We start from the raw sequence: 18,442 nt of genomic DNA on the forward strand, positions 1-18,442 counted from the left end.
CCGTGCACCTTCCGAATGACCGTGGACCGCCAACCGGCGGAAGTGCCGGGCGGCGCCGACACCCCCCGCCCGCCTCGGACTTCACCGGAGGCCACCCCACCGCCCGCACCGCCGCCCCCGGGCCGCGGTGCAGATAGCTGCAATTGCGCGAACCTGCACTCGGGCGGCACTTGTTCACCGGCCGCCCCGCTGTGAGGGTGGAGGTACGCCAAGTCGTCCGGGCACCGCAACCCGATGGTGACGACTAGCTCTTCGGACTGACCGCGGGTGCGCATGCCGCACCCGCGGAACGGGGGGGAAGAGCACCGGCCGGGAGCCATGTGTGGTGATGGCCCCCGGACCGGACCCGTCGAGGCGTTGCTGCTCCGCCTCGACGGGAGCGTCCTGACCTGGCGTACGACAGCGGCCCCCGGACGACCCGGCGTGCGACGGCACCCGGCCCCGGGGGTCCGCTGTCCCACCCGGTACCGTGACCGCCGACCAGTGATCACGCCGTACCGGCACCCGGCACCGTGAGCCCGCCCGGCCCACCGGCGCCACGGCCCGTGCGGAGGGGAACACGGGTGGCCCAGGGGAGAGGCGTCCGGCAGGGGGAGTGCGACGTGACGGCGGAACCGGCGGTCCCACCGCATCCGGAGGGGCCGGCGGGCGAGGAGCCCGACGAGGCCGCCCGGCGGCTCTACCTGGCCGTCATCGCCCAGGGCGGCCGCATCCCCACCGGCGAGGTCGCGGACGTCGACCAGGGCGCGCTCCAACAGCTCATCGACATCGGCCTGTTGATGGTCAACCCGGTGGACCGCTGCTACACCGCGGTCAGTCCGCGCTCGGTCAGCGACCGCCTCGGCGCCGAACTGCGCAGCGAGGCCACCCGGCTGCTGGTCCGCGCGGAGAACCTCCCCGGCGCCCTGGACGGCCTCACCCGCGCCTACGACGCGATGCCCCGCCCGTCCGGCCGCACCGGCGGCGCCGTCCACGTCGAGGGACACGTCCACATCCGCCAGCGGATCTCCCAGCTGGTCTCCGACTGCCGCTCCGAGGTCCTCACCGCGCAGCCCGGCCACCGGCCCGCCGACACCCTCCAGGTCGCCCTCCTCCAGGACGTCCAACTGCTCCAGCGCGGCTGCTCGTTGCGCACCATCTACCAGCCGGTCGCCCTCGCCGACCCGCCCGCCCTCGCCTACGCCGAGGAGGTCACCCGGCACGGCTCGCTGATCCGGGTGCTCGACGAGCCCTTCCAGCGGCTGATCGTCTTCGACCGGTCCGTCGCGGTGATCTCCGCCAGCGACGACAACGGCACCGCCGCCTTCATCACCGACCCGGCCACCATCACCTACGTGGTCGGCGCCTTCGAACGCGACTGGGCGCGCGCCGACACCACCGAAGCCGCCACGCCCGGCCAGGGGCCCGCCCGCACCATCCCCGACCGGGTCGGCCGGCTGCTCGCCCGCGGGCTCACCCAGCGCGCCGTCGCCACCCGGCTGGGCCTGAGCGAACGCACGGTGGCGGGCCACATCTCCCGGCTGCGCGACCGCTACGGCGCGCAGACCCTGTTCCAACTCGGCTGGCTGATGCGGGGGGCCCGCGATGACCGATGAGCCCGGCCCGGCCGAGCGGGCCCTCTACCTCGCCGCCGTCCGGTCCGGCGGCCGGCTGAGCCCCGAGGACCTCACCGCCGCCGACCGGCCCGTCCTCGCGGCCCTCGTCGCCCGCGGCCTGCTCGCCCCCACCGCCACCGGCTGGACCGCCGCCAACCCGCGCGTCCTCGGCGACCGCCTCGGCCTGGAACTGCGCACCCGCGCCCTGCGCCTGCTGCTCCAGGCCGAGCGGCTCCCGAGCGTCCTCGGGCCGCTGGCCCACGCCTACGACGCGGCGCGCCACGGGGGCGGCGCGGCTCCGGGGGGCGCGGCTCCGAGCGGTGGTGCCGGTGGCGCCGGGTCCGGTTCCGTTGGTACCGGCGCCGCCGGTACCGGGGCCGTCCATCCCGGGCCCGGCAGCGTCGACGAACCCGCCGACGCCCGCCGGCGGATCAGCGAACTCATCGCGGGGTGCCGGGAGGAGGTCCTGGCCGCCCAGCCCGGACCGCGCCCGCTCGAAGGCCTGCGGATGGCCCTCAGCCAGGACCTCTCGCTGCTCCGCCGCGGCTGCTCGCTGCGCACCGTCTACCAGCCCGCCACCCTGGCCGACTCCGCCGTGCTGAGCCAGATCACCCTGCGCAGCGAGCACGGCGCCCAGGTCCGGGTCCTCGCCGAACCGTACGAGCGGGTGCTGATCTTCGACCGCGCGGTGGCCGTCATCCCCGCGGACGCGGATCGCCGCCGTGCCGCCTTCCTGACCGACCCCAGCACCGTCGCGTACCTGGTCGCCCAGTTCGAACGTGACTGGGCCCGCGCCACCCCGGCGGCCCACCACCTCGACCCGACGCCGCTCACCACCGTCCGGATCGGCCGGCTGCTCGCCCGCGGGCTCACCCAGCGCGCCGTCGCCACCCGGCTGGGCCTGAGCGAACGCACGGTGGCCGCCCACATCTCCCGGCTGCGCGACCGCTACGGCGCCCAGACCCTCTTCCACCTCGGCTGGCAGCTCAGGGGCGAGCGCCATGACTGACGCCCCCGCCACCCTGATCTCCGACGCCCTCCCGGACGCCGCGGCCCGCGCCCTGTACCTCGCGGTGCTGCGCGAGGGCGGCCGCGTGCGGGCGGCCGAGGTCGGCGCGGAGGACGGGCCGGCGCTCCGGCGGCTGGTGGAACTCGGCCTGCTGGTACCGCAGTTGCTGGACAGTTCATACAGCGCGGTCGACCCCAGGGCGATCGCCGAAAGGATCGGCACCGACCTCCGGAAAGCCGGCACCCAACTGCTGGCCGAGGCTGACCAGGTCCCCGAGCGGTTACGTGAACTCACCCACGCCTACGACACCGCACCCCGGCGTGCTGCCGGCCACACCAGTATCCGGATCATCACCGGAAAGTCGGAGATCCGGCACGAGCTGGAGCAGTTGGCGCACACCCACCCGAACGAGAGCCTGTCCGCCCAGCCCGGTGCCAAGCGCCCCGCCGACGTGCTCGCCGAATCCCTCGCCCGCACCCACCGCTACCTCGAACGAGGCGGCGAGATGCGATCCCTGTTCGAATCGGCCGCCCGTACGGACGCCCCGCAGGTCGAGTACGCCGCCGGTGCCACTCGGCTCGGTTGCGCCATCCGGGTCCTGGACCGCCCGTTCAAACGCTTCCTGGTCTTCGACCGCGTCGTGGCCGTCATTCCCGCCGGGCCCGACTACAGCAGTGCCGCCGTGGTCAACGACCCATCGACGGTCGCCTTCGTGGTGGACACCTTCGAGCAGCTCTGGCAGCGCTCCGAAGGCGTCAACTGGGCGTCCTTGGCAGCCGGTTCCGCCGAGCCTCCCAGCCACCAGCAGATCGCCCGCCTGCTCGCCCAGGGCCTCACCCAGCGCGCGATCGCCACCCGCCTGGGCCTGGGCGAGCGGACGGTGGCCGGCCACATCGCCCGGCTGCGGGAGTCGTACGACGCGCAGACGCTGTTCCAGTTGGGCTGGCAGATGAGGGGAGCCGACGATGCCTGAGCCCGATCTGCCGGATGCCGCCGCCCGTGAGTTGTACCGGGCGATCCTCAAGGACGGCGGCCGTCTGCGGCTCAGTGACATTCGCCCCGAGGACGAGTCGACCGTCAAGCAACTGACGGAACTGGGTTTATTGGTCCTGCACACAGCCGATGGCGTCTACAGCGCCATCAACCCTCGGGCCGTGGGCGAGCGTCTGGGTGCCGAGCTGCGGGAGGAGGGCACCCGTCTGCTGGCGCGGGCCGTTCTCATCCCGGACCTGTTGGAGGATCTGGCCCAGGCCTACGACGCCGCACCCCGACGGAGCCGGTCGGTCGGCGGTGTTCGGCACGTGGCGGGCAAGGAGGAGATCCGGCATCTGGTCTCCCAGTTCATCAAGGAGTACCCCCACGAAGCCCTGGCGGCCCAACCGGGCAGATTCCGCCCGCCGGCTCAGCGGAAGGACAGCCTGGCGCAGACCTGCCGTTACATCGAGCGAGGTGGCTCGGTGCGCACGCTCTACCAGCCGCAGGCCCGACTGGACCAGGACCAGGTCGAGTACGCGGCGGAGGCCGCGAAGGTCGGCTCACGGATCCGGCTTCTCGACCTCCCGTTCAGCCGGGCCCTCATCTTCGACCGCACCGTCGCCGTGCTCTCGGCGGCCCTGGACCATGAGGCCGCCGTCGTGGTCGAGGACCCCGCGACGGTCGCGTACCTGGTCGGTGTCTTCGAGCAGCAGTGGACCCTGGCCCAGGTCGTGGATTGGGTGGCTCTGGCGGCCGGTTCGGCCGAGCCGGCCGCTCACGAGCAGGTCGGCCGGCTGCTGGCGCGGGGGCTCACCCAGCGGGCGATCGCGAGCCGCTTGGGGCTGAGCGAACGGACGGTGGCGGGGCACATAGCCCGGCTGCGTGAGCTGTACGACGCGGAGACGCTGTTCCAGTTGGGCTGGCAGATGAGGGGAGCCCGCGATGTCTGACCTCGACCTGCCCGACGAGGGAGCGCGCGAGCTCTACCGGACGATCCTCAAGGACGGCGGACGGCTGCACTTCCGAGACATCCGCGCGGAGGACGAGCCGACGGTCAAGCAACTCACCGACCTCGGCTTGCTGGTCCAGCACGTCACGGACGGGTTCTACACCGTGATCAACCCCCGCGCCGTGAGTGAGCGTCTGGGCGCCGACCTGCGGGAGGAGAGCACCCGTCTGCTCGCCCGGGCGGCGCTCCTCCCCGATCTGCTGGCCGATCTCACCCGGGCCTACGACGAGGCACCGCGTCGGACGGAGTCGGCGGGCGGTGTCCGACGGGTGAACGGCAAGGTGGAGATCCGGCACCTGGTCTCGCAACTCATGAAGGATTACCCGCACGAGGGTCTGACTGCCCAGCCCGGTAGGCAGCCGCCACCGCCGCAGCGCGGGGACGCCCCGGCCCACACGCTCCGCTACCTGGAGCACGGCGGTGTGGTGCGTACGATCTATCAGCCTCAAGTCCGGCTGGACCGGTACCAGGTCGAGTACGCGGTGGAGGCCACGAAGGCGGGCTCACGGATCCGGCTCCTCGACCAGCCCTTCCGCCGGGCCCTCATCTTCGACCGCACCGTCGCCGTGCTTTCGGCGACCGCCGATCACGAGGCCGCCGTCGTGGTCGAGGAGCCCGCGACGGTCGCGTACCTGGTAGGCGTCTTCGAGCAGCAGTGGGCCCAGGCCCAGGTCGTGGACTGGGTGGCTCTGGCCGCCGGTTCGGCCGAGCCGGCCGCCCACGAGCAGGTCGGTCGGCTGCTGGCGCGGGGTCTCACCCAGCGGGCGATCGCGAGCCGCTTGGGATTGAGCGAACGGACGGTGGCGGGGCACATAGCCCGGCTGCGTGAGCTGTACGACGCGGAGACGCTGTTCCAGCTGGGCTGGCAGATGAGGGGAGCCCGCGATGTCTGACCTCGACCTGCCTGACGCCGCGGCCCGCGAGCTCTACCGGGAGATCCTCAAGGACGGCGGGTGGCTGCGCTTCAGCGACATCCGCCGGGAGAACGAACCGGCGGTCAAACAGCTCGCCGACCTCGGGCTTCTCGTGCTCCACATCGCCGACAGCGCCTACAGCGCGGTGAATCCCAGGGCCGTGGCCGAGCGCATCAGGGTGGACCTGCGGGAGGAGAGTGCCCGCCTGCTCGCCCGCGCCGCCCTCGTTCCGGACCTCCTGGAGGATCTCACCAGGGCCTACGACGCCGCTCCGCGGTGGAGCGGCCCGGGTGGGGGCGTCCGCCGGTTGACGGGCATGGCGGAAATCCGGCACTTGGTCTGGCAGCTGGCAAAGGACTACCCGCACGAGGTGGTCAGTGCCCAACCCGGCGGTGCCCGTCCAGCGGAGCACATGGAAGACTCCTTGGAGCAGAACCGCCTCTACGTCGAAGCGGGCGGCGCGGTCCGCACGATCTACGAACCGGCGGCCTGCTCCGATGCGTCCACCATCGAGCTCGCATCGCGGTCGGCGCGGATCGGCGTGCCGATCCGGGTGCTGGAGGGGCCGTTCTCCCGGACCCTGATCTTCGACCGCGCGGTGGCGGTGATTCCTGCGACTGGCGACAACACGGCCGTCGCCGTCGTGGAGGACCCCGCGATGGTGTCCTACCTGGTGGGGGTCTTCGAGGAGCAGTGGGCACGGGCCACGGTGGTGGACTGGGCGGCTCTGGCCGGCGGTCCCGCCGAGCCGGCCGCCCACGAGCAGGTGGGGCGCCTGCTCGCTCGGGGCCTCACGCAGCGGGCGATCGCCAGCCGGATGGGGCTGAGCGAACGCACGGTGGCCGGTCACATCGCCCGGCTGCGTGAGCTGTACGACGCGGAGACGCTGTTCCAGCTGGGCTGGCGGATGCGCGGATCCCGGACGGGGGAGTCCGATGGGTAGCCGCTGCTCAGCCGGTGGCGGCGCCGGTCGGCCAGTAGCCGGGGACGGGGGGCTGCTGCCGGGGGACGTTGAACTGCTCGCCGGGGGCGGTCCAGAAGCCCTCGCGCAGGGAGAGCGCCATGCCGGCCCAGTCCAGCGCGGTCTCGACCGTGTGGTTGAGGGCCTCCTGCGACCAGGTGTCGTCGAAGACCAGCGGCAGGACGGGGGCGACCTGCTCGATGGTGGCGATCAGCGGGTTGTGGGTGATGGCCTCGTCGACCAGCAGGACGATCGGCTTGCGCAGCGCCGACGCCCAGCCGAGCTCCAGGCTCACGCCGGCCGAGAGGGGGGCTCCGACGTAGGCGAACACCAGGTCAGCGGACTGGAGGGCACGGAAGTCGGACGGAACGCGGGGCTCCGGCGCGCGGCCGGAGATGGTCCAGGCGTCGCTGTGGTGCGCGCTGTACACGGCGGCACCGCTGCGGAGCAGGGTGGTGCGGAGCGTCGTCAGCCGCGTCCGGCTGGCGAGCGTCACCACGCTGTCGGCCGGGCCGGTCAGCCGCATCAGCGGCGCGGCCAGGAACACACGTGCACGCCGACCCTCAGGGGCCTGGCTGTCGTGGTGACGCAGGTAGGGCTCGGTCATGTCGACTCCGGGGACAGGCCGACCAGGGGAGTGAACGTCGGCTAGGCGTTGGACTGGGCTGCTCAGGTTGGTGATCCCGGTGGTGAACCGCCGTGCATTTGACGGTACATTGGCAAAGTGTGGTGCTCTGTCGGACCATCGGGAGCGAACTGATCGTCCATCGCCGGGCGCCGCCGCGTCCAGGGTTAGCCTGTGTCATCTGGATGCCTGGCAGGGAGATGACGCACACCCTGCCTGGGAGGAGCGGATGGCGGCTTCCCCCTCGTGCGGCACGGTGCGAGTAGTTATCCTGACCTGACGCTCTAGTGGCGATTCCCGAGGGAGAAAGTGGGGGCGTGCCTACCATGCGCCGATTTGTCCGCAAGGTCGTACTTTCGCTGGCCGTAGCGGCTGTGGTGGTCGGTGCCGGTTGCCTCGTGGATGTCGTCGGCTCTCTTGAAACAGCCACCACTGAAGCTGCCGTAACCCTTGCGGACGACATCGCCTGGACCTGAGTGCGGTCGTGTGTGCCCGGGCGCATGTCGGCAATGCCGGGACATCCGTTGGTTTGTCCGCAGCGTGCCGCGATTCAGTCGGCAGGCCCCTGCGTTTTGCGGCCGAGAACGTAGCCGAGCTGGAACAGTGAGTCGACCTTGTAATCGTCCCGCATCTCGGCTATGTGCCGGGCCAGCGTGCGCTCGCTAATTCCCAGGCGCCGCGCAATGACACGGTGATTGGTACCCTCCAGCATCTGGTCGATGATCGTCTGGCGCAGGCGGGAAACCACCTGGTGTGGCACTGTGCGGTCGCCCTCGAAATCCAGCGCACGACTCCAGCAGCGCTCGAACACTTCTTCGACGAGATAGGCGACTACCGCAGCGTCGTAAATGAACGCCGCGAGGCTCATGTCGTCGGCGATCGGGATCACGGCCACGCGTCGATCCATCACTATTAGACGGGTGTAAGGCTCGTCAAGAGTCCGGTACTGACCTCCGGCCCGGGCGAGTGTGGCCACGTAATCCCTGGTTGGCTGGTGGTACCGCGTACTGGCGTGGTAGATCGTCCGCATGGTCGTGCCGCTGCGGAGCGTATGCAGATCCTGCTCGACCATGACGGCGAGGACATCCGGAGGCCGGGGTCCGCCGGGTTGGAGGGCTAGGGCCTCTTCCATGGAATCCCGGTACTGCTGCACTCGCTGATGAATAAGGGATTTCCCTCGCACATATTCGATCGCCCCCCCTTGCTGTTTCGGGGAGTGGAATTCTTGTGCTAGTTCCTGCAGTTCGGACGGTAGCGAAACGGCGCGCGATAGAAGATCAAGTGCTTGACGCTGCCATGATTGGCTGAGGCGCGCCGAGAGCTGAGCCGGATCGGCCGCTAGGAAATCGTTCGGATCGTCGCTGTCGGGCACGAGGAGACCAATTCTGACCAACTCGTCCCGCGCAGAATTAGCTTGATCGGTACCGGCGTCCGATGCCAGACGGCCGTCTCCTCGGATGACGGCCAGATAGAGTTCCCGGGCCTCGGCCGACAGGGCGGACCAGCCGGCGGCAATGGGCTGCTCTCGTTCACTCATCTGCGGCTCCTTGCCGTAACCGGTGATTCTGCGCCCCATCAGCACCGACGCTGGATCACGTTTCAGCATGCCAGACCTGATGAGTCCGATGGAGACGAAATGTGACAGCACTCTCTCACCACATGCCGACCGCCGGCACCCCCCGAGAGGAGGGAGCCGGCGGCTCGGGGCGCGCTTCGCGGCCCGGTCAGCGCTTGGGGCGCCAGACGACCAGGGCGCTTGACTGCGGGGTGGGCGGCTGGTACGGGACGAGGTCGCGGCGGTAGGAGGCGTGGACGGCGGCCTCGCGCTGCTGGAGGGCGCTGGCGGCGCCCTCCAGGGAGTCGACCAGTTCCGCGACGCGCGACTGGAGGGCGGTGACCTGGTTCTCCAGCTCGATGATCCGCTTGATTCCGGCCAAGTTGATGCCCTCGTCCTGGGAGAGCCGCTGGACCTCGCGCAGCTGCTGGATGTCCCGCGCGGAGTAGCGGCGCCCGCGGCCGGCGGTGCGGTCGGGGCAGACCAGGCCGAGGCGGTCGTACTGGCGCAGGGTCTGCGGGTGCAGCCCGGACAGTTCGGCGGCCACGGAGATGACGTACACCGGGGTGTCCTCGGTGAGGACGTACGGCGGCGGGCCCGCGGCGGCCCGGCGGGTGCGGCGGGGGGCCGCGCCGGGCAGGCCCTCGCCGACGCCGGCGCCGATCGGGGTGTCGGGGTCGATCGGATTCATCGGGGACATCTGGTCGTCACGCTCCCTTCGCCGCCCGGAACAGGTCGGCTCGCGGATCGTCGGAGGCGGTGGCCTCGCGGTACTGCTCCAGGGCGTTCAGCGCGTCGCCGGTGACGTGCTGGGGCACCACGACCTCCACGGTGACCAGGAGGTCGCCGCGGGTGCCGTCCTTGCGGGTGGCGCCCTTGCCGCGGGCGCGCATGGTGAGGCCGTTGGCGCTGCCCGGGGGCAGCTTGAGCTTCACGGCCGGACCGTTCAGCGTGGGCACCTCGATGGTGGCGCCGAGCGCCGCCTCGGGGAAGCTGACCGGGACGGTGACGGTGAGGTTGTCGCCCTTGCGCCCGAAGACCGGGTGCGGGTCGACGTGCACGGTGACGTAGAGGTCCCCGGGCTGCCCGCCGCGCTCGCCCTGAGCGCCCTTCCCCTTGAGCCGGATCCGCTGGTCGGCCTGGACGCCGGCCGGGATCCGGACCTGCATGGTGCGGGCCGAGCTGGCCCGGCCGCTGCCGTGGCAGTCGGGGCACGGGTCGTCGACGATCATGCCCCGGCCGCGGCAGTCCTTGCACGGCTCGGAGAGCGCGAAGGCGCCCTGGCCGCGGCTGACCGTGCCCGCGCCGACGCAGGTCGGGCAGACCCGCGGGGTGGTGCCGGACTTGGCACCGGTGCCGTTGCAGCTGCGGCAGGGGGCCTGGCTGGTCATCCGCAGCGGGACGGTCGCGCCGTCCACCGCCTCGTCGAAGGAGAGCGTCACCTCGGTCTCGACGTCGGCGCCGCGCCGGGGCTGGGCCTGCCGGGCGCCGCCGCGGTTGAAGAGGCCGCCGAAGACGTCGCCGAGCCCGCCGCCGGCGCCGCCCTGGCTGCCGCTGAAGAGGTCGCCGAAGTCGAAGCTGTAGCCGCCGGCCCCGCCGGGGCTGCCGCCCCGGAAGCCGCCGTTGGCGAAGAGGGTGCGGGCCTCGTCGTACTCCTTGCGGCGCTTCTCGTCGGAGAGGACGTCGTACGCCTCGGAGATGTCCTTGAACCGCTCCTCGGCCTTGGTGTCACCCTTGTTGGCGTCGGGGTGGAACTCGCGGGCGAGCTTGCGGTAGGTCTTCTTGATCTCGGCGGCGGTGGCGTCCTTGGGCACGCCGAGGACCTTGTAGTAGTCCTTCTCGACAAAGTCCTTGCCACTCATGCGTCCACCTCGCTGCGCTCGGCAGCCGCGGAGCGGTACACGCGCCCCTCAAGGGTTCGCTCGCTGCGCTCGCTCACGGCTTCCGCCACCTCCCGAATTCCATCGTCACAGAGCTGTCAACAGCCGCTGGGCGAACGGCCGCTGACAGCGCGCTGCGGAGCCGGCCGCCGTACTCGCCGGCGTACGACTCCGCAGCGCACTGGTTGTCAGCTGTCACAGGGTGTCAGCTGTCCGAGCCACCGTCGGACTTGTCCGCGTCGGCGGACTTCGCCTCGGCGTCCGGGGACGCCTGGCTGCCGGGCTGGGGTTCGGCGACGGCCACCATCGCCGGGCGGATGATCCGCTCGCCGATGCGGTAGCCGGGCTGGAGGATCTGCACACAGGTGTTCTCGGTGACGTCCGAGGAGTAGCTGTGCATCAGCGCCTCGTGCATGGTCGGGTCGAAGGGCTCGCCCTCCTTGCCGAACTGCTGGAGGCCCAGCTTGGCGACGACCGTCTCCAGCGACTCGGCGACGGACTTGAAGCCGCCCGTGACCTCGCCGTGCTCGCGGGCGCGGCCGATGTCGTCAAGGACCGGGATCAGCGACTCCAGGATGTTGGAGACGGCGATCTCGCGGACGGTCAGCCGGTCGCGCTCGACCCGCTTGCGGTAGTTCTGGTACTCGGCCTGGAGGCGCTGGAGATCCCCGGTGCGCTCGGCGAGCTCGCGCTTGGCGGCGGCGAGCTCCTCCGAACCGGACTCCCCGCCCGCGGCGGCCTCCTCCGCGGCCTTGACCACGGCCTCCTCCGCGGCGGAGTCGTCGCCGGGCTTGCCGCCCTGCGGCTTGTCCGTCATGCCGCACCACCCTTGGGCTTCTCGTCGTCGACGATCTCGGCGTCGACGACGTCGTCGTCCTTGGCCTGGGCGGAGTCACCGGCCGCGGCGGCACCGGCGGGGGCGTCGGCGTTGGCGTACAGCGCCTGGCCGAGCTTCTGCGCGGTGGTGGAGACCTTCTCCGAGGCCTCGCGGATCTTCGCGATGTCCTCGCCCTTCAGGGCCTCCTTGAGCTCGCCGATGGCGGTCTCGACCTCGGTCTTGACGTCGCCCGGCAGCTTGTCGGCGTTGTCGGCGATGAACTTCTCGGTCGAGTAGACGAGCTGCTCGGCGGAGTTGCGGGTCTCGACGGCCTCGCGGCGCTTGTGGTCGTCCTCGGCGTACTGCTCGGCCTCGCGGCGCATGCGGTCGACCTCGTCCTTCGGCAGCGAGGAGCCGCCGGTGACGGTCATCTTCTGCTCCTTGCCGGTGCCGAGGTCCTTGGCGCCGACGTGCATGATGCCGTTGGCGTCGATGTCGAAGGTGACCTCGATCTGCGGCAGGCCGCGCGGCGCCGGCGGCAGGCCGGTCAGCTCGAACATGCCGAGCTTCTTGTTGTACGCGGCGATCTCGCGCTCGCCCTGGTAGACCTGGATCTGCACGGACGGCTGGTTGTCCTCGGCCGTGGTGAAGATCTCGGAGCGCTTGGTCGGGATCGTGGTGTTGCGCTCGATCAGCTTGGTCATGATGCCGCCCTTGGTCTCGATGCCGAGGGACAGCGGGGTGACGTCGAGCAGCAGGACGTCCTTGACCTCGCCCTTGAGGACACCGGCCTGGAGCGCGGCGCCGATGGCGACGACCTCGTCCGGGTTGACGCCCTTGTTGGCGTCCTGGCCGCCGGTCAGCTCCTTGACGAGCTCGGCGACGGCCGGCATGCGGGTCGAGCCACCGACCAGGACGACGTGGTCGATCTCGGAGAGCGAGATGCCGGCGTCCTTGATCACGTTGTGGAACGGGACCTTGCAGCGCTCCAGCAGGTCCGCGGTGAGCTGCTGGAACTGGGCGCGGGTGAGCTTCTCGTCCAGGTGCAGCGGGCCCTCGGCGGAGGCCGTGATGTACGGCAGGTTGATCGAGGTCTCGGAGGACGAGGACAGCTCGATCTTGGCCTTCTCGGCGGCCTCGCGCAGACGCTGGAGGGCCATCTTGTCCTTGGACAGGTCGACGCCGTGGCCGGCCTGGAAGACCTTGACCAGGTGGTCGACGACGCGCTGGTCCCAGTCGTCACCACCGAGGTGGTTGTCACCGTTGGTGGCCTTCACCTCGACGACCCCGTCGCCGATCTCCAGCAGGGAGACGTCGAAGGTGCCGCCGCCGAGGTCGAAGACCAGGATGGTCTGGTCGTCCTTGTCGAGGCCGTACGCGAGCGCGGCCGCAGTCGGCTCGTTGACGATGCGCAGGACGTTGAGGCCCGCGATCTCACCGGCCTCCTTGGTGGCCTGGCGCTCGGAGTCGTTGAAGTACGCCGGGACGGTGATGACGGCGTCGGTGACGGTCTCGCCCAGGTACGCCTCGGCGTCCCGCTTCAGCTTCTGCAGCACGAAGGCCGAGATCTGCTGGGGGTTGAAGTCCTTGCCGTCGATGTTGATCTTCCACCCGGTGCCCATGTGGCGCTTGACCGAGCGGATGGTGCGGTCGACGTTGGTGACCGCCTGGCGCTTGGCCACCTCGCCGACCAGGACCTCGCCGTTCTTCGCGAAGGCGACGACGGACGGCGTGGTCCGCGCGCCCTCGGCGTTCGTGATGACGGTGGGCTCGCCACCCTCCAGAACGCTGACGACCGAGTTCGTCGTGCCGAGGTCGATGCCGACCGCGCGTGCCATCGTAGATACCTCCACGGAAGAGTTGAGCTTTACAGGCTCAAGGATGCATGACCGGGCACGCGGCGTCAACAGCTATGAGTGCCGTTCGCTCAACTTTGCTGAGCCGGATCCCCGGAGCGGCCCGCGATCCGTGGCCGACGGCCCCGCCGCGCCGTGGCGGGGGTGCGCTCACGTGACTGCCGCCATAGCTTGGGAATCTTCTGGAGAACCGTTAGCCACCGGTAATGTCCGGGCCGTCGGCCCGGCAAGTTACCGACCAGTACACTCGGTGTTCCCAGACCGTGGAACCGCAGAGCCTGCTCAACCGCAAAGCCGCAGGAGACGGAGAGCCGATGCAGCTAGCAGCGATCGTCATCTCGCTGGTCACATTCGTGATCGGCACCGCGCTCGCCGCCCGTGCGGCGCTGTACATCTACAAGGTGGTCCGCACCGGTGCGGACGACACCACCCGCTTCGGGCAGCCCGCCCAGCGCGTGGCCACCACGGCCAAGGAGTTCCTCGGCCACACCCGGATGAACAAGTGGGGGATCGTCGGCGTCGCCCACTGGTTCGTCGCGGTCGGCTTCTTCAGCCTGGTGCTGACCCTGGTCAACGCGTTCGGCCAGCTCTTCGACGCCGACTTCGCGCTGCCGGTGATCGGCCGCTGGACGGTCTGGCAGCTCTTCGTCGAGCTGATCGGCACCCTCACCACGCTGGGCATCCTGGTCCTGATGGTGATCCGGCTGATGAGCCTGCCCTCCCGGTCCGGCCGCAAGTCCCGCTTCGCCGGCTCGATCGCCTGGCAGGCCTTCTACGTCGAGTACACGATCCTCGGCATCGGCCTGTGCATCCTGATGCTGCGCGGCCTGGAAGGCGCCCTGGAGAACGTCGACTCGTACGGACCGGAGCACCTGGTCTCCTACCCGCTGGTCTCGGCGTTCGGCGGGGTGTCGCACGGCACGCTGGAGAACCTGATCTACCTGTTCGCGATGCTGAAGATCTGCATCTCGTTCGCGTGGGCGATCACCATCGGCCTCAACCCCTCGATGGGCGTGGCCTGGCACCGCTTCCTCGGTTTCTTCAACATCTACTTCAAGCGCGAGGAGGACGGCGGCACCGCGCTCGGCGCCCTCCGTCCGATGACCAGCGGCGGCCGGCCGATCGACTTCGAGGACCCGGCCGAGGACGCCGTCTTCGGCGTCTCCCAGGTCGAGCACTTCTCCTGGAAGGGCATCCTCGACTTCTCCACCTGCACCGAGTGCGGCCGCTGCCAGTCGCAGTGCCCCGCCTGGAACACCGGCAAGCCGCTCTCCCCGAAGCTGCTGATCATGAGCCTGCGCGAGCACGCCTACGGCAAGGCACCGTACCTGCTGGCCGGCGGCGGCAAGGACATGGAGGGGGAGGAGAAGGCCACCGCCGAGCAGCTCAAGGACGTCCCGGCGGCCGCCCTGGCGGAGGCCGAGCGCCCGCTGATCGGCACCGCCGAGGAGGGCGGTGTCATCGACCCGGACGTGCTGTGGTCCTGCACCACCTGCGGCGCCTGCGTCGAGCAGTGCCCGGTGGACATCGAGCACGTCGACCACATCGTCGACATGCGCCGCTACCAGGTGATGATCGAGAGCAACTTCCCGACCGAGGCCGGGACGATGCTCAAGAACCTGGAGAACAAGGGCAACCCCTGGGGCCTGGCCACCAAGGCGCGCCTGGACTGGGTCAAGGAGCTCAAGAAGGAGACCGGCATCGTGGTGCCGGTGATCGGCGAGGACATCGACCCCGCCGAGGTCGAGTACCTCTACTGGGTCGGCTGCGCCGGCGCCCTGGAGGACCGGGCCAAGAAGACCACCAAGGCCTTCGCCGAACTGCTCCACACCGCGGGTGTGAAGTTCGCGATCCTCGGCAAGGAGGAGACCTGCACCGGTGACTCCCCGCGCCGCCTGGGCAACGAGTTCCTCTTCCAGATGCTCGGCGCGCAGAACGTGGAGACGCTGAACGCCGCGCTGGAGGACGCCCCGGTCAAGCGGATCGTGGCCACCTGCCCGCACTGCTTCAACACCATCGCCAACGAGTACCCGCAGCTGGGCGGCCACTTCGAGGTGATCCACCACACCCAGCTGCTCCAGCACCTGATCGACGAGGGCAAGCTCGTCCCGGTGAACCCGGTCGAGGGCCTGATCACCTACCACGACCCCTGCTACCTGGGCCGCCACAACAAGGTCTACAGCCCGCCGCGCGAGATCATGGACAAGGTCCCGGGGCTGCGCCAGCAGGAGATGCACCGGCACAAGGAGCGCGGCTTCTGCTGCGGCGCCGGCGGTGCCCGGATGTGGATGGAGGAGCGCATCGGCAAGCGGATCAACACCGAGCGCGTGGACGAGGCGCTGTCGCTGGACCCGGACATCGTCTCCACCGCCTGCCCGTTCTGCCTGGTGATGCTCTCCGACTCGGTCAACGGCAAGAAGAACGACGGCGCGGCCAAGGAGCACCTGAAGGTGGTCGACGTGGCCCAGCTGCTGCTCGACTCGGTGAAGGCGACCCCGCCGGCCGAGACCGAGGAGCCCGCGACGGTGGACGCGTAGCGCCGCTGTTCGACAGTTCTGCTACAACTGCCCGGCCCGGTGGACGCCGTCAACGCGCCCGCCGGGCCGGGCCTTTGGGGGCCCGGACGGCCCGCGTGGGCGCGGCGGGCGGCCCACCGGCCGGCGGCGATCGCACAGCTGCCGGACGGGCATTCGGTCGGAAGCAAATACAGTAGGCCCGGACCGGCCCGTGCCGGTCCGCCCGCCCCGGACGCAAGCCCCGGACGGGTGGCGACCCGGCCGGGCGGCCGGGTCCAGACCGACGACGGAGGTATCGGCCCGCCGGGCCGGGCCGCAGAGACCACAAGGGGAACAGCGCAGACCATGACCGAGGCGATCATGCTGGTCGGTGGTAAGGGCACGCGACTGCGTCCGCTGACCACCCACACCCCCAAGCCGATGCTGCCGGTGGCAGGCGTCCCGTTCATCGCGCACCAGCTGGCCCGCGCTGCCGCGGCCGGCGTCACCCGCGTGGTGCTGGCCACCTCCTACCTGGCCGAGGTGTTCGAGGACCACTTCCAGGACGGCACCCCGTACGGCATCGAGCTCGTCTACCTGACCGAGCGCGAGCCGCTGGGCACCGGCGGGGCCATCCGCAACGCCGCCTCCGGTCTGACCTGCGGCCCGGACGAGCCGGTCCTGGTCTTCAACGGCGACATCCTCTCCGGCGTCGACATCGCCGCCCTGCGCGACGGCCACGTGGCCGCCGGGGCGGACGTCACGCTGCACCTGACCCGGGTCGAGGACCCGCGCGCCTTCGGCCTCGTCCCGACGGACGCGGACGGCCGGGTGCTGGAGTTCCTGGAGAAGCCGGAGACCCCCGAGCAGATCGTCACCGACCAGATCAACGCCGGCTGCTACGTCTTCACCCGGTCCGTGATCGACCGCATCCCGGCCGGCCGCGAGGTGTCCGTCGAGCGCGAGACCTTCCCCGAGCTGCTGGCCACCGGCGCGCTGCTGCGCGGCGTCGTCGACACCTCGTACTGGCTGGACCTGGGCACCCCGGCGGCCTTCGTGCGCGGCTCGGCCGACCTGGTGCTCGGCAAGGTCGACTCCCCGGCCGTCCCCGGCCCGACCGGTGACGCCCTGCTGCTGCCCGGCGCCACCGTCCACCCGGGCGCGGTGCTCAGCGGCGGCACCGTGGTCGCCGAGGACGCGGTGGTCGAGGCCGGCGCGATCGTCGAGGGCAGCGTGATCCTGCCGGGCGCGGTGATCGGCCCGGACACCCTGGTCAAGGACTCGATCGTGGGCGCCTTCGCCACCGTCGGCGCCCGCTCGGCGCTGGACGGCGCGGTGATCGGCGACGGCGCGATCGTGGAGTCGGACAACGAGCTGCCGAACGGCATCCGGATCGCCTGCGGCACCCTGCTGCCGGTCGGCGCCGTCCGCACCTCGGCCGGCCCGGGCGGCTGCCCGGCCGGCACCAGCGCGGCGGCGGCGGTGCACGGGCCGTCGGTCAGCGCGCAGCGGTAGCGGCCTTGCAGCGGTAGCGGCTTTTCGGCCCCCGTTCGTCTCAGCCTCGCTGCAAACCGGCCCCGGCTTCGTCCCGGGCCGACGCGCACCCGGCCGGACGGGTACCTTCGGACCGTGGCTGGTAATCGATACGACAGCGGTCAGGGCGCCGACCGTCCGCACGGCGGGTGGTCGGCCCCTCCGCCGCCGCCGGGGGCCTCCGGGGGGCACGGGGGGACGGACGGGCCGGAGTACTTCACGACCTCGCACCCGAGCGTGCCAGGCGGGGCGGTCGGACACGGTGGGAATGGTGGTCCGGTCGGGCACGGCGGGCCGGTCGGGCACGGCGGCGTGCCCGGTGGGCCGGGGTACCCGGCGGGGGGCGGGCACGACCCGTACGCGGCGGACCGGCCCGGCAGCACCCGGGCCTTCCCGATCGGCGACCCGTACGCGGGGGAGCAGGGCTACTACGACGGCGGCCACGGGCAGCAGCCGCCGTACGGGCCCGGGCACGGCTACGGCCCGGAGCGGGGGTACGGCCCGGACCAGGGGTACGGCCCCGACCAGGGTTACGGCCCGGACCAGGGGTACGGCCCCGAGCAGGGCTACGACCAGCAGCCGTACGGCCAGGACAACGTCGCCGTCTACCGGGCGGGCGGCCAGTCCGCCCCGCACGTCGCCGGGCCCCGCCCGCACTGGCGCGAGCTGTTCCTCGGCCTGTTCCGCACCCCGACCGCGATCTTCGACCGCACCCGCGACCACCAGGTCTGGCTGCCCGCCCTCACCGTCTCGCTGGTGTACGGCGCGCTCGCGGTGCTCGGCATAGGGCTGACCCACGACGACATCGTCAACTCGACCTTCACCGTGGCGCTGACCGGCATCCTCGCCGCCGCCATCGGCTTCACCGTGACCGGTGCGATCTTCGGCACGGTCACCTACGCGCTGGCCCGCCAGCTGGGCGGCGACGGCCCGTGGAAGGCGACCATCGGCCTGGCCGCGCTGATCGGCTGGCTGACCGACGCGCCCCGGTTGCTGCTCGACCTGGTGCTGCCCTCCGGCAGCGCCGTCGTCCAGCTCGTCGGCTGGGCCACCTGGATGCTCTGCGCGTACCTGCTGACCAGCATGGTCCGGCGGCTGCACGACCTGCCCTGGGGCAAGGCCGCCGCCGCCTCGGCGGTGCAGCTGGTCGCGCTGCTGGTGCTGATCAAACTGCCGACGCTGGGCTGAGGGGCCGAACGGGCGGAGGGCAGAATGGGG

At 71.1% G+C, this 18,442-nt stretch carries 15 protein-coding genes and 1 pseudogene; 10 read left to right on the top strand and 6 right to left on the bottom strand.

Annotation, left to right across the window (positions count from 1 at the left end):
• Positions 1–602: 602 nt before the first annotated feature.
• From ACZ55U_RS02535 to ACZ55U_RS02560, 6 genes are read left to right on the top strand one after another with little or no spacing between them, the layout of a single operon-like run.
• Positions 603–1,595 (top strand): TrmB family transcriptional regulator, encoded by a 993-nt coding sequence (locus tag ACZ55U_RS02535; RefSeq protein ID WP_465521574.1) that lies wholly within the window; start codon positions 603–605, stop codon positions 1,593–1,595.
• On the top strand, positions 1,585–2,604 hold the full coding sequence (locus ACZ55U_RS02540) for a LuxR C-terminal-related transcriptional regulator (protein ID WP_465521576.1): 1,020 nt from the start codon (positions 1,585–1,587) through the stop codon (positions 2,602–2,604). The genes ACZ55U_RS02535 and ACZ55U_RS02540 overlap by 11 nt, the downstream gene beginning before the upstream one ends.
• Positions 2,597–3,577: a helix-turn-helix domain-containing protein gene (locus ACZ55U_RS02545; RefSeq protein ID WP_465521578.1), complete on the top strand. Its 981-nt coding sequence runs from the start codon at positions 2,597–2,599 to the stop codon at positions 3,575–3,577. Before ACZ55U_RS02540 ends, ACZ55U_RS02545 begins: the two co-directional genes overlap by 8 nt.
• Positions 3,570–4,529 carry a LuxR C-terminal-related transcriptional regulator gene (locus ACZ55U_RS02550; RefSeq protein WP_465521580.1) on the top strand — a complete coding sequence of 320 codons (960 nt, stop codon included), beginning with the start codon at positions 3,570–3,572 and terminating at the stop codon, positions 4,527–4,529. Before ACZ55U_RS02545 ends, ACZ55U_RS02550 begins: the two co-directional genes overlap by 8 nt.
• Complete coding sequence (locus ACZ55U_RS02555; RefSeq protein ID WP_465521582.1) at positions 4,522–5,481, top strand: LuxR C-terminal-related transcriptional regulator; 960 nt, start codon at positions 4,522–4,524, stop codon at positions 5,479–5,481. The genes ACZ55U_RS02550 and ACZ55U_RS02555 overlap by 8 nt, the downstream gene beginning before the upstream one ends.
• Positions 5,474–6,445, top strand: coding sequence for a LuxR C-terminal-related transcriptional regulator (locus ACZ55U_RS02560; RefSeq protein ID WP_465521584.1), 972 nt, complete (start codon positions 5,474–5,476; stop codon positions 6,443–6,445). Before ACZ55U_RS02555 ends, ACZ55U_RS02560 begins: the two co-directional genes overlap by 8 nt.
• Before the next feature lie 7 nt (positions 6,446–6,452).
• On the opposite strand, the gene ACZ55U_RS02565 is transcribed toward ACZ55U_RS02560, so the two are convergent.
• A complete protein-coding gene (locus ACZ55U_RS02565; RefSeq protein ID WP_051709310.1) occupies positions 6,453–7,070 on the bottom strand; it encodes a TIR domain-containing protein in 618 nt (205 codons plus the stop codon).
• A 335-nt stretch (positions 7,071–7,405) separates the two neighbouring features.
• Between ACZ55U_RS02565 and ACZ55U_RS02570 the strand changes: the two genes are divergently transcribed.
• Positions 7,406–7,564 carry a hypothetical protein gene (locus ACZ55U_RS02570; protein ID WP_465521586.1) on the top strand — a complete coding sequence of 53 codons (159 nt, stop codon included), beginning with the start codon at positions 7,406–7,408 and terminating at the stop codon, positions 7,562–7,564.
• A 74-nt stretch (positions 7,565–7,638) separates the two neighbouring features.
• Here ACZ55U_RS02570 and ACZ55U_RS02575 read toward each other — a convergent pair whose 3' ends face one another.
• The 5 genes from ACZ55U_RS02575 to dnaK form a co-directional block, all read right to left on the bottom strand.
• On the bottom strand, positions 7,639–8,694 hold the full coding sequence (locus ACZ55U_RS02575) for a hypothetical protein (protein WP_465521588.1): 1,056 nt from the start codon (positions 8,692–8,694) through the stop codon (positions 7,639–7,641).
• A 118-nt stretch (positions 8,695–8,812) separates the two neighbouring features.
• Positions 8,813–9,334 (bottom strand): heat shock protein transcriptional repressor HspR, encoded by a 522-nt coding sequence (locus tag ACZ55U_RS02580; protein ID WP_465521590.1) that lies wholly within the window; start codon positions 9,332–9,334, stop codon positions 8,813–8,815.
• Between the two features lie 16 nt (positions 9,335–9,350).
• Positions 9,351–10,505, bottom strand: a complete 1,155-nt coding sequence (dnaJ, locus tag ACZ55U_RS02585; RefSeq protein ID WP_465521592.1) for a molecular chaperone DnaJ — start codon at positions 10,503–10,505, stop codon at positions 9,351–9,353.
• A gap of 223 nt (positions 10,506–10,728) precedes the next feature.
• Positions 10,729–11,340: a nucleotide exchange factor GrpE gene (gene grpE / locus ACZ55U_RS02590; RefSeq protein ID WP_465521594.1), complete on the bottom strand. Its 612-nt coding sequence runs from the start codon at positions 11,338–11,340 to the stop codon at positions 10,729–10,731.
• A complete protein-coding gene (gene dnaK / locus ACZ55U_RS02595) occupies positions 11,337–13,178 on the bottom strand; it encodes a molecular chaperone DnaK (RefSeq protein ID WP_316522441.1) in 1,842 nt (613 codons plus the stop codon). Before dnaK ends, grpE begins: the two co-directional genes overlap by 4 nt.
• Positions 13,179–13,510: 332 nt before the next feature.
• On the opposite strand from dnaK, the gene ACZ55U_RS02600 reads away from it, so the two are divergent.
• The 3 genes and pseudogenes from ACZ55U_RS02600 to ACZ55U_RS02610 all read left to right on the top strand — a co-directional run bounded on the left by ACZ55U_RS02600 (position 13,511) and on the right by ACZ55U_RS02610 (position 18,412).
• The gene (locus ACZ55U_RS02600) at positions 13,511–15,733 is read left to right on the top strand and encodes a (Fe-S)-binding protein (RefSeq protein ID WP_465521596.1); all 2,223 of its coding nucleotides are present in this window, start codon (positions 13,511–13,513) and stop codon (positions 15,731–15,733) included.
• 324 nt (positions 15,734–16,057) lie between these two features.
• A pseudogene (gene manB, locus ACZ55U_RS02605) lies at positions 16,058–17,131 on the top strand (mannose-1-phosphate guanylyltransferase); the annotation flags it as partial.
• A gap of 405 nt (positions 17,132–17,536) precedes the next feature.
• Entirely contained in the window at positions 17,537–18,412 is an 876-nt protein-coding gene (locus ACZ55U_RS02610; protein WP_465521598.1) for a Yip1 family protein, read from the top strand.
• The last annotated feature ends 30 nt before the right edge of the window (positions 18,413–18,442 follow it).

The organism is Kitasatospora sp. NPDC034533, assembly GCF_055575155.1.

Bases quoted from the DNA above. Each gene is read 5' to 3' on its own strand.
- ACZ55U_RS02540 (WP_465521576.1), top strand. From the start codon at position 1,585: ATGACCGATGAGCCCGGCCCGGCCGAGCGGGCCCTCTACCTCGCCGCC.
- ACZ55U_RS02545 (WP_465521578.1), top strand. From the start codon at position 2,597: ATGACTGACGCCCCCGCCACCCTGATCTCCGACGCCCTCCCGGACGCC.
- ACZ55U_RS02550 (WP_465521580.1), top strand. From the start codon at position 3,570: ATGCCTGAGCCCGATCTGCCGGATGCCGCCGCCCGTGAGTTGTACCGG.
- ACZ55U_RS02555 (WP_465521582.1), top strand. From the start codon at position 4,522: ATGTCTGACCTCGACCTGCCCGACGAGGGAGCGCGCGAGCTCTACCGG.
- ACZ55U_RS02560 (WP_465521584.1), top strand. From the start codon at position 5,474: ATGTCTGACCTCGACCTGCCTGACGCCGCGGCCCGCGAGCTCTACCGG.
- ACZ55U_RS02565 (WP_051709310.1), bottom strand. From the start codon at position 7,070: ATGACCGAGCCCTACCTGCGTCACCACGACAGCCAGGCCCCTGAGGGT.
- ACZ55U_RS02575 (WP_465521588.1), bottom strand. From the start codon at position 8,694: ATGCTGAAACGTGATCCAGCGTCGGTGCTGATGGGGCGCAGAATCACC.
- ACZ55U_RS02580 (WP_465521590.1), bottom strand. From the start codon at position 9,334: ATGAATCCGATCGACCCCGACACCCCGATCGGCGCCGGCGTCGGCGAG.
- dnaJ (WP_465521592.1), bottom strand. From the start codon at position 10,505: ATGAGTGGCAAGGACTTTGTCGAGAAGGACTACTACAAGGTCCTCGGC.
- grpE (WP_465521594.1), bottom strand. From the start codon at position 11,340: ATGACGGACAAGCCGCAGGGCGGCAAGCCCGGCGACGACTCCGCCGCG.
- dnaK (WP_316522441.1), bottom strand. From the start codon at position 13,178: ATGGCACGCGCGGTCGGCATCGACCTCGGCACGACGAACTCGGTCGTC.
- ACZ55U_RS02600 (WP_465521596.1), top strand. From the start codon at position 13,511: ATGCAGCTAGCAGCGATCGTCATCTCGCTGGTCACATTCGTGATCGGC.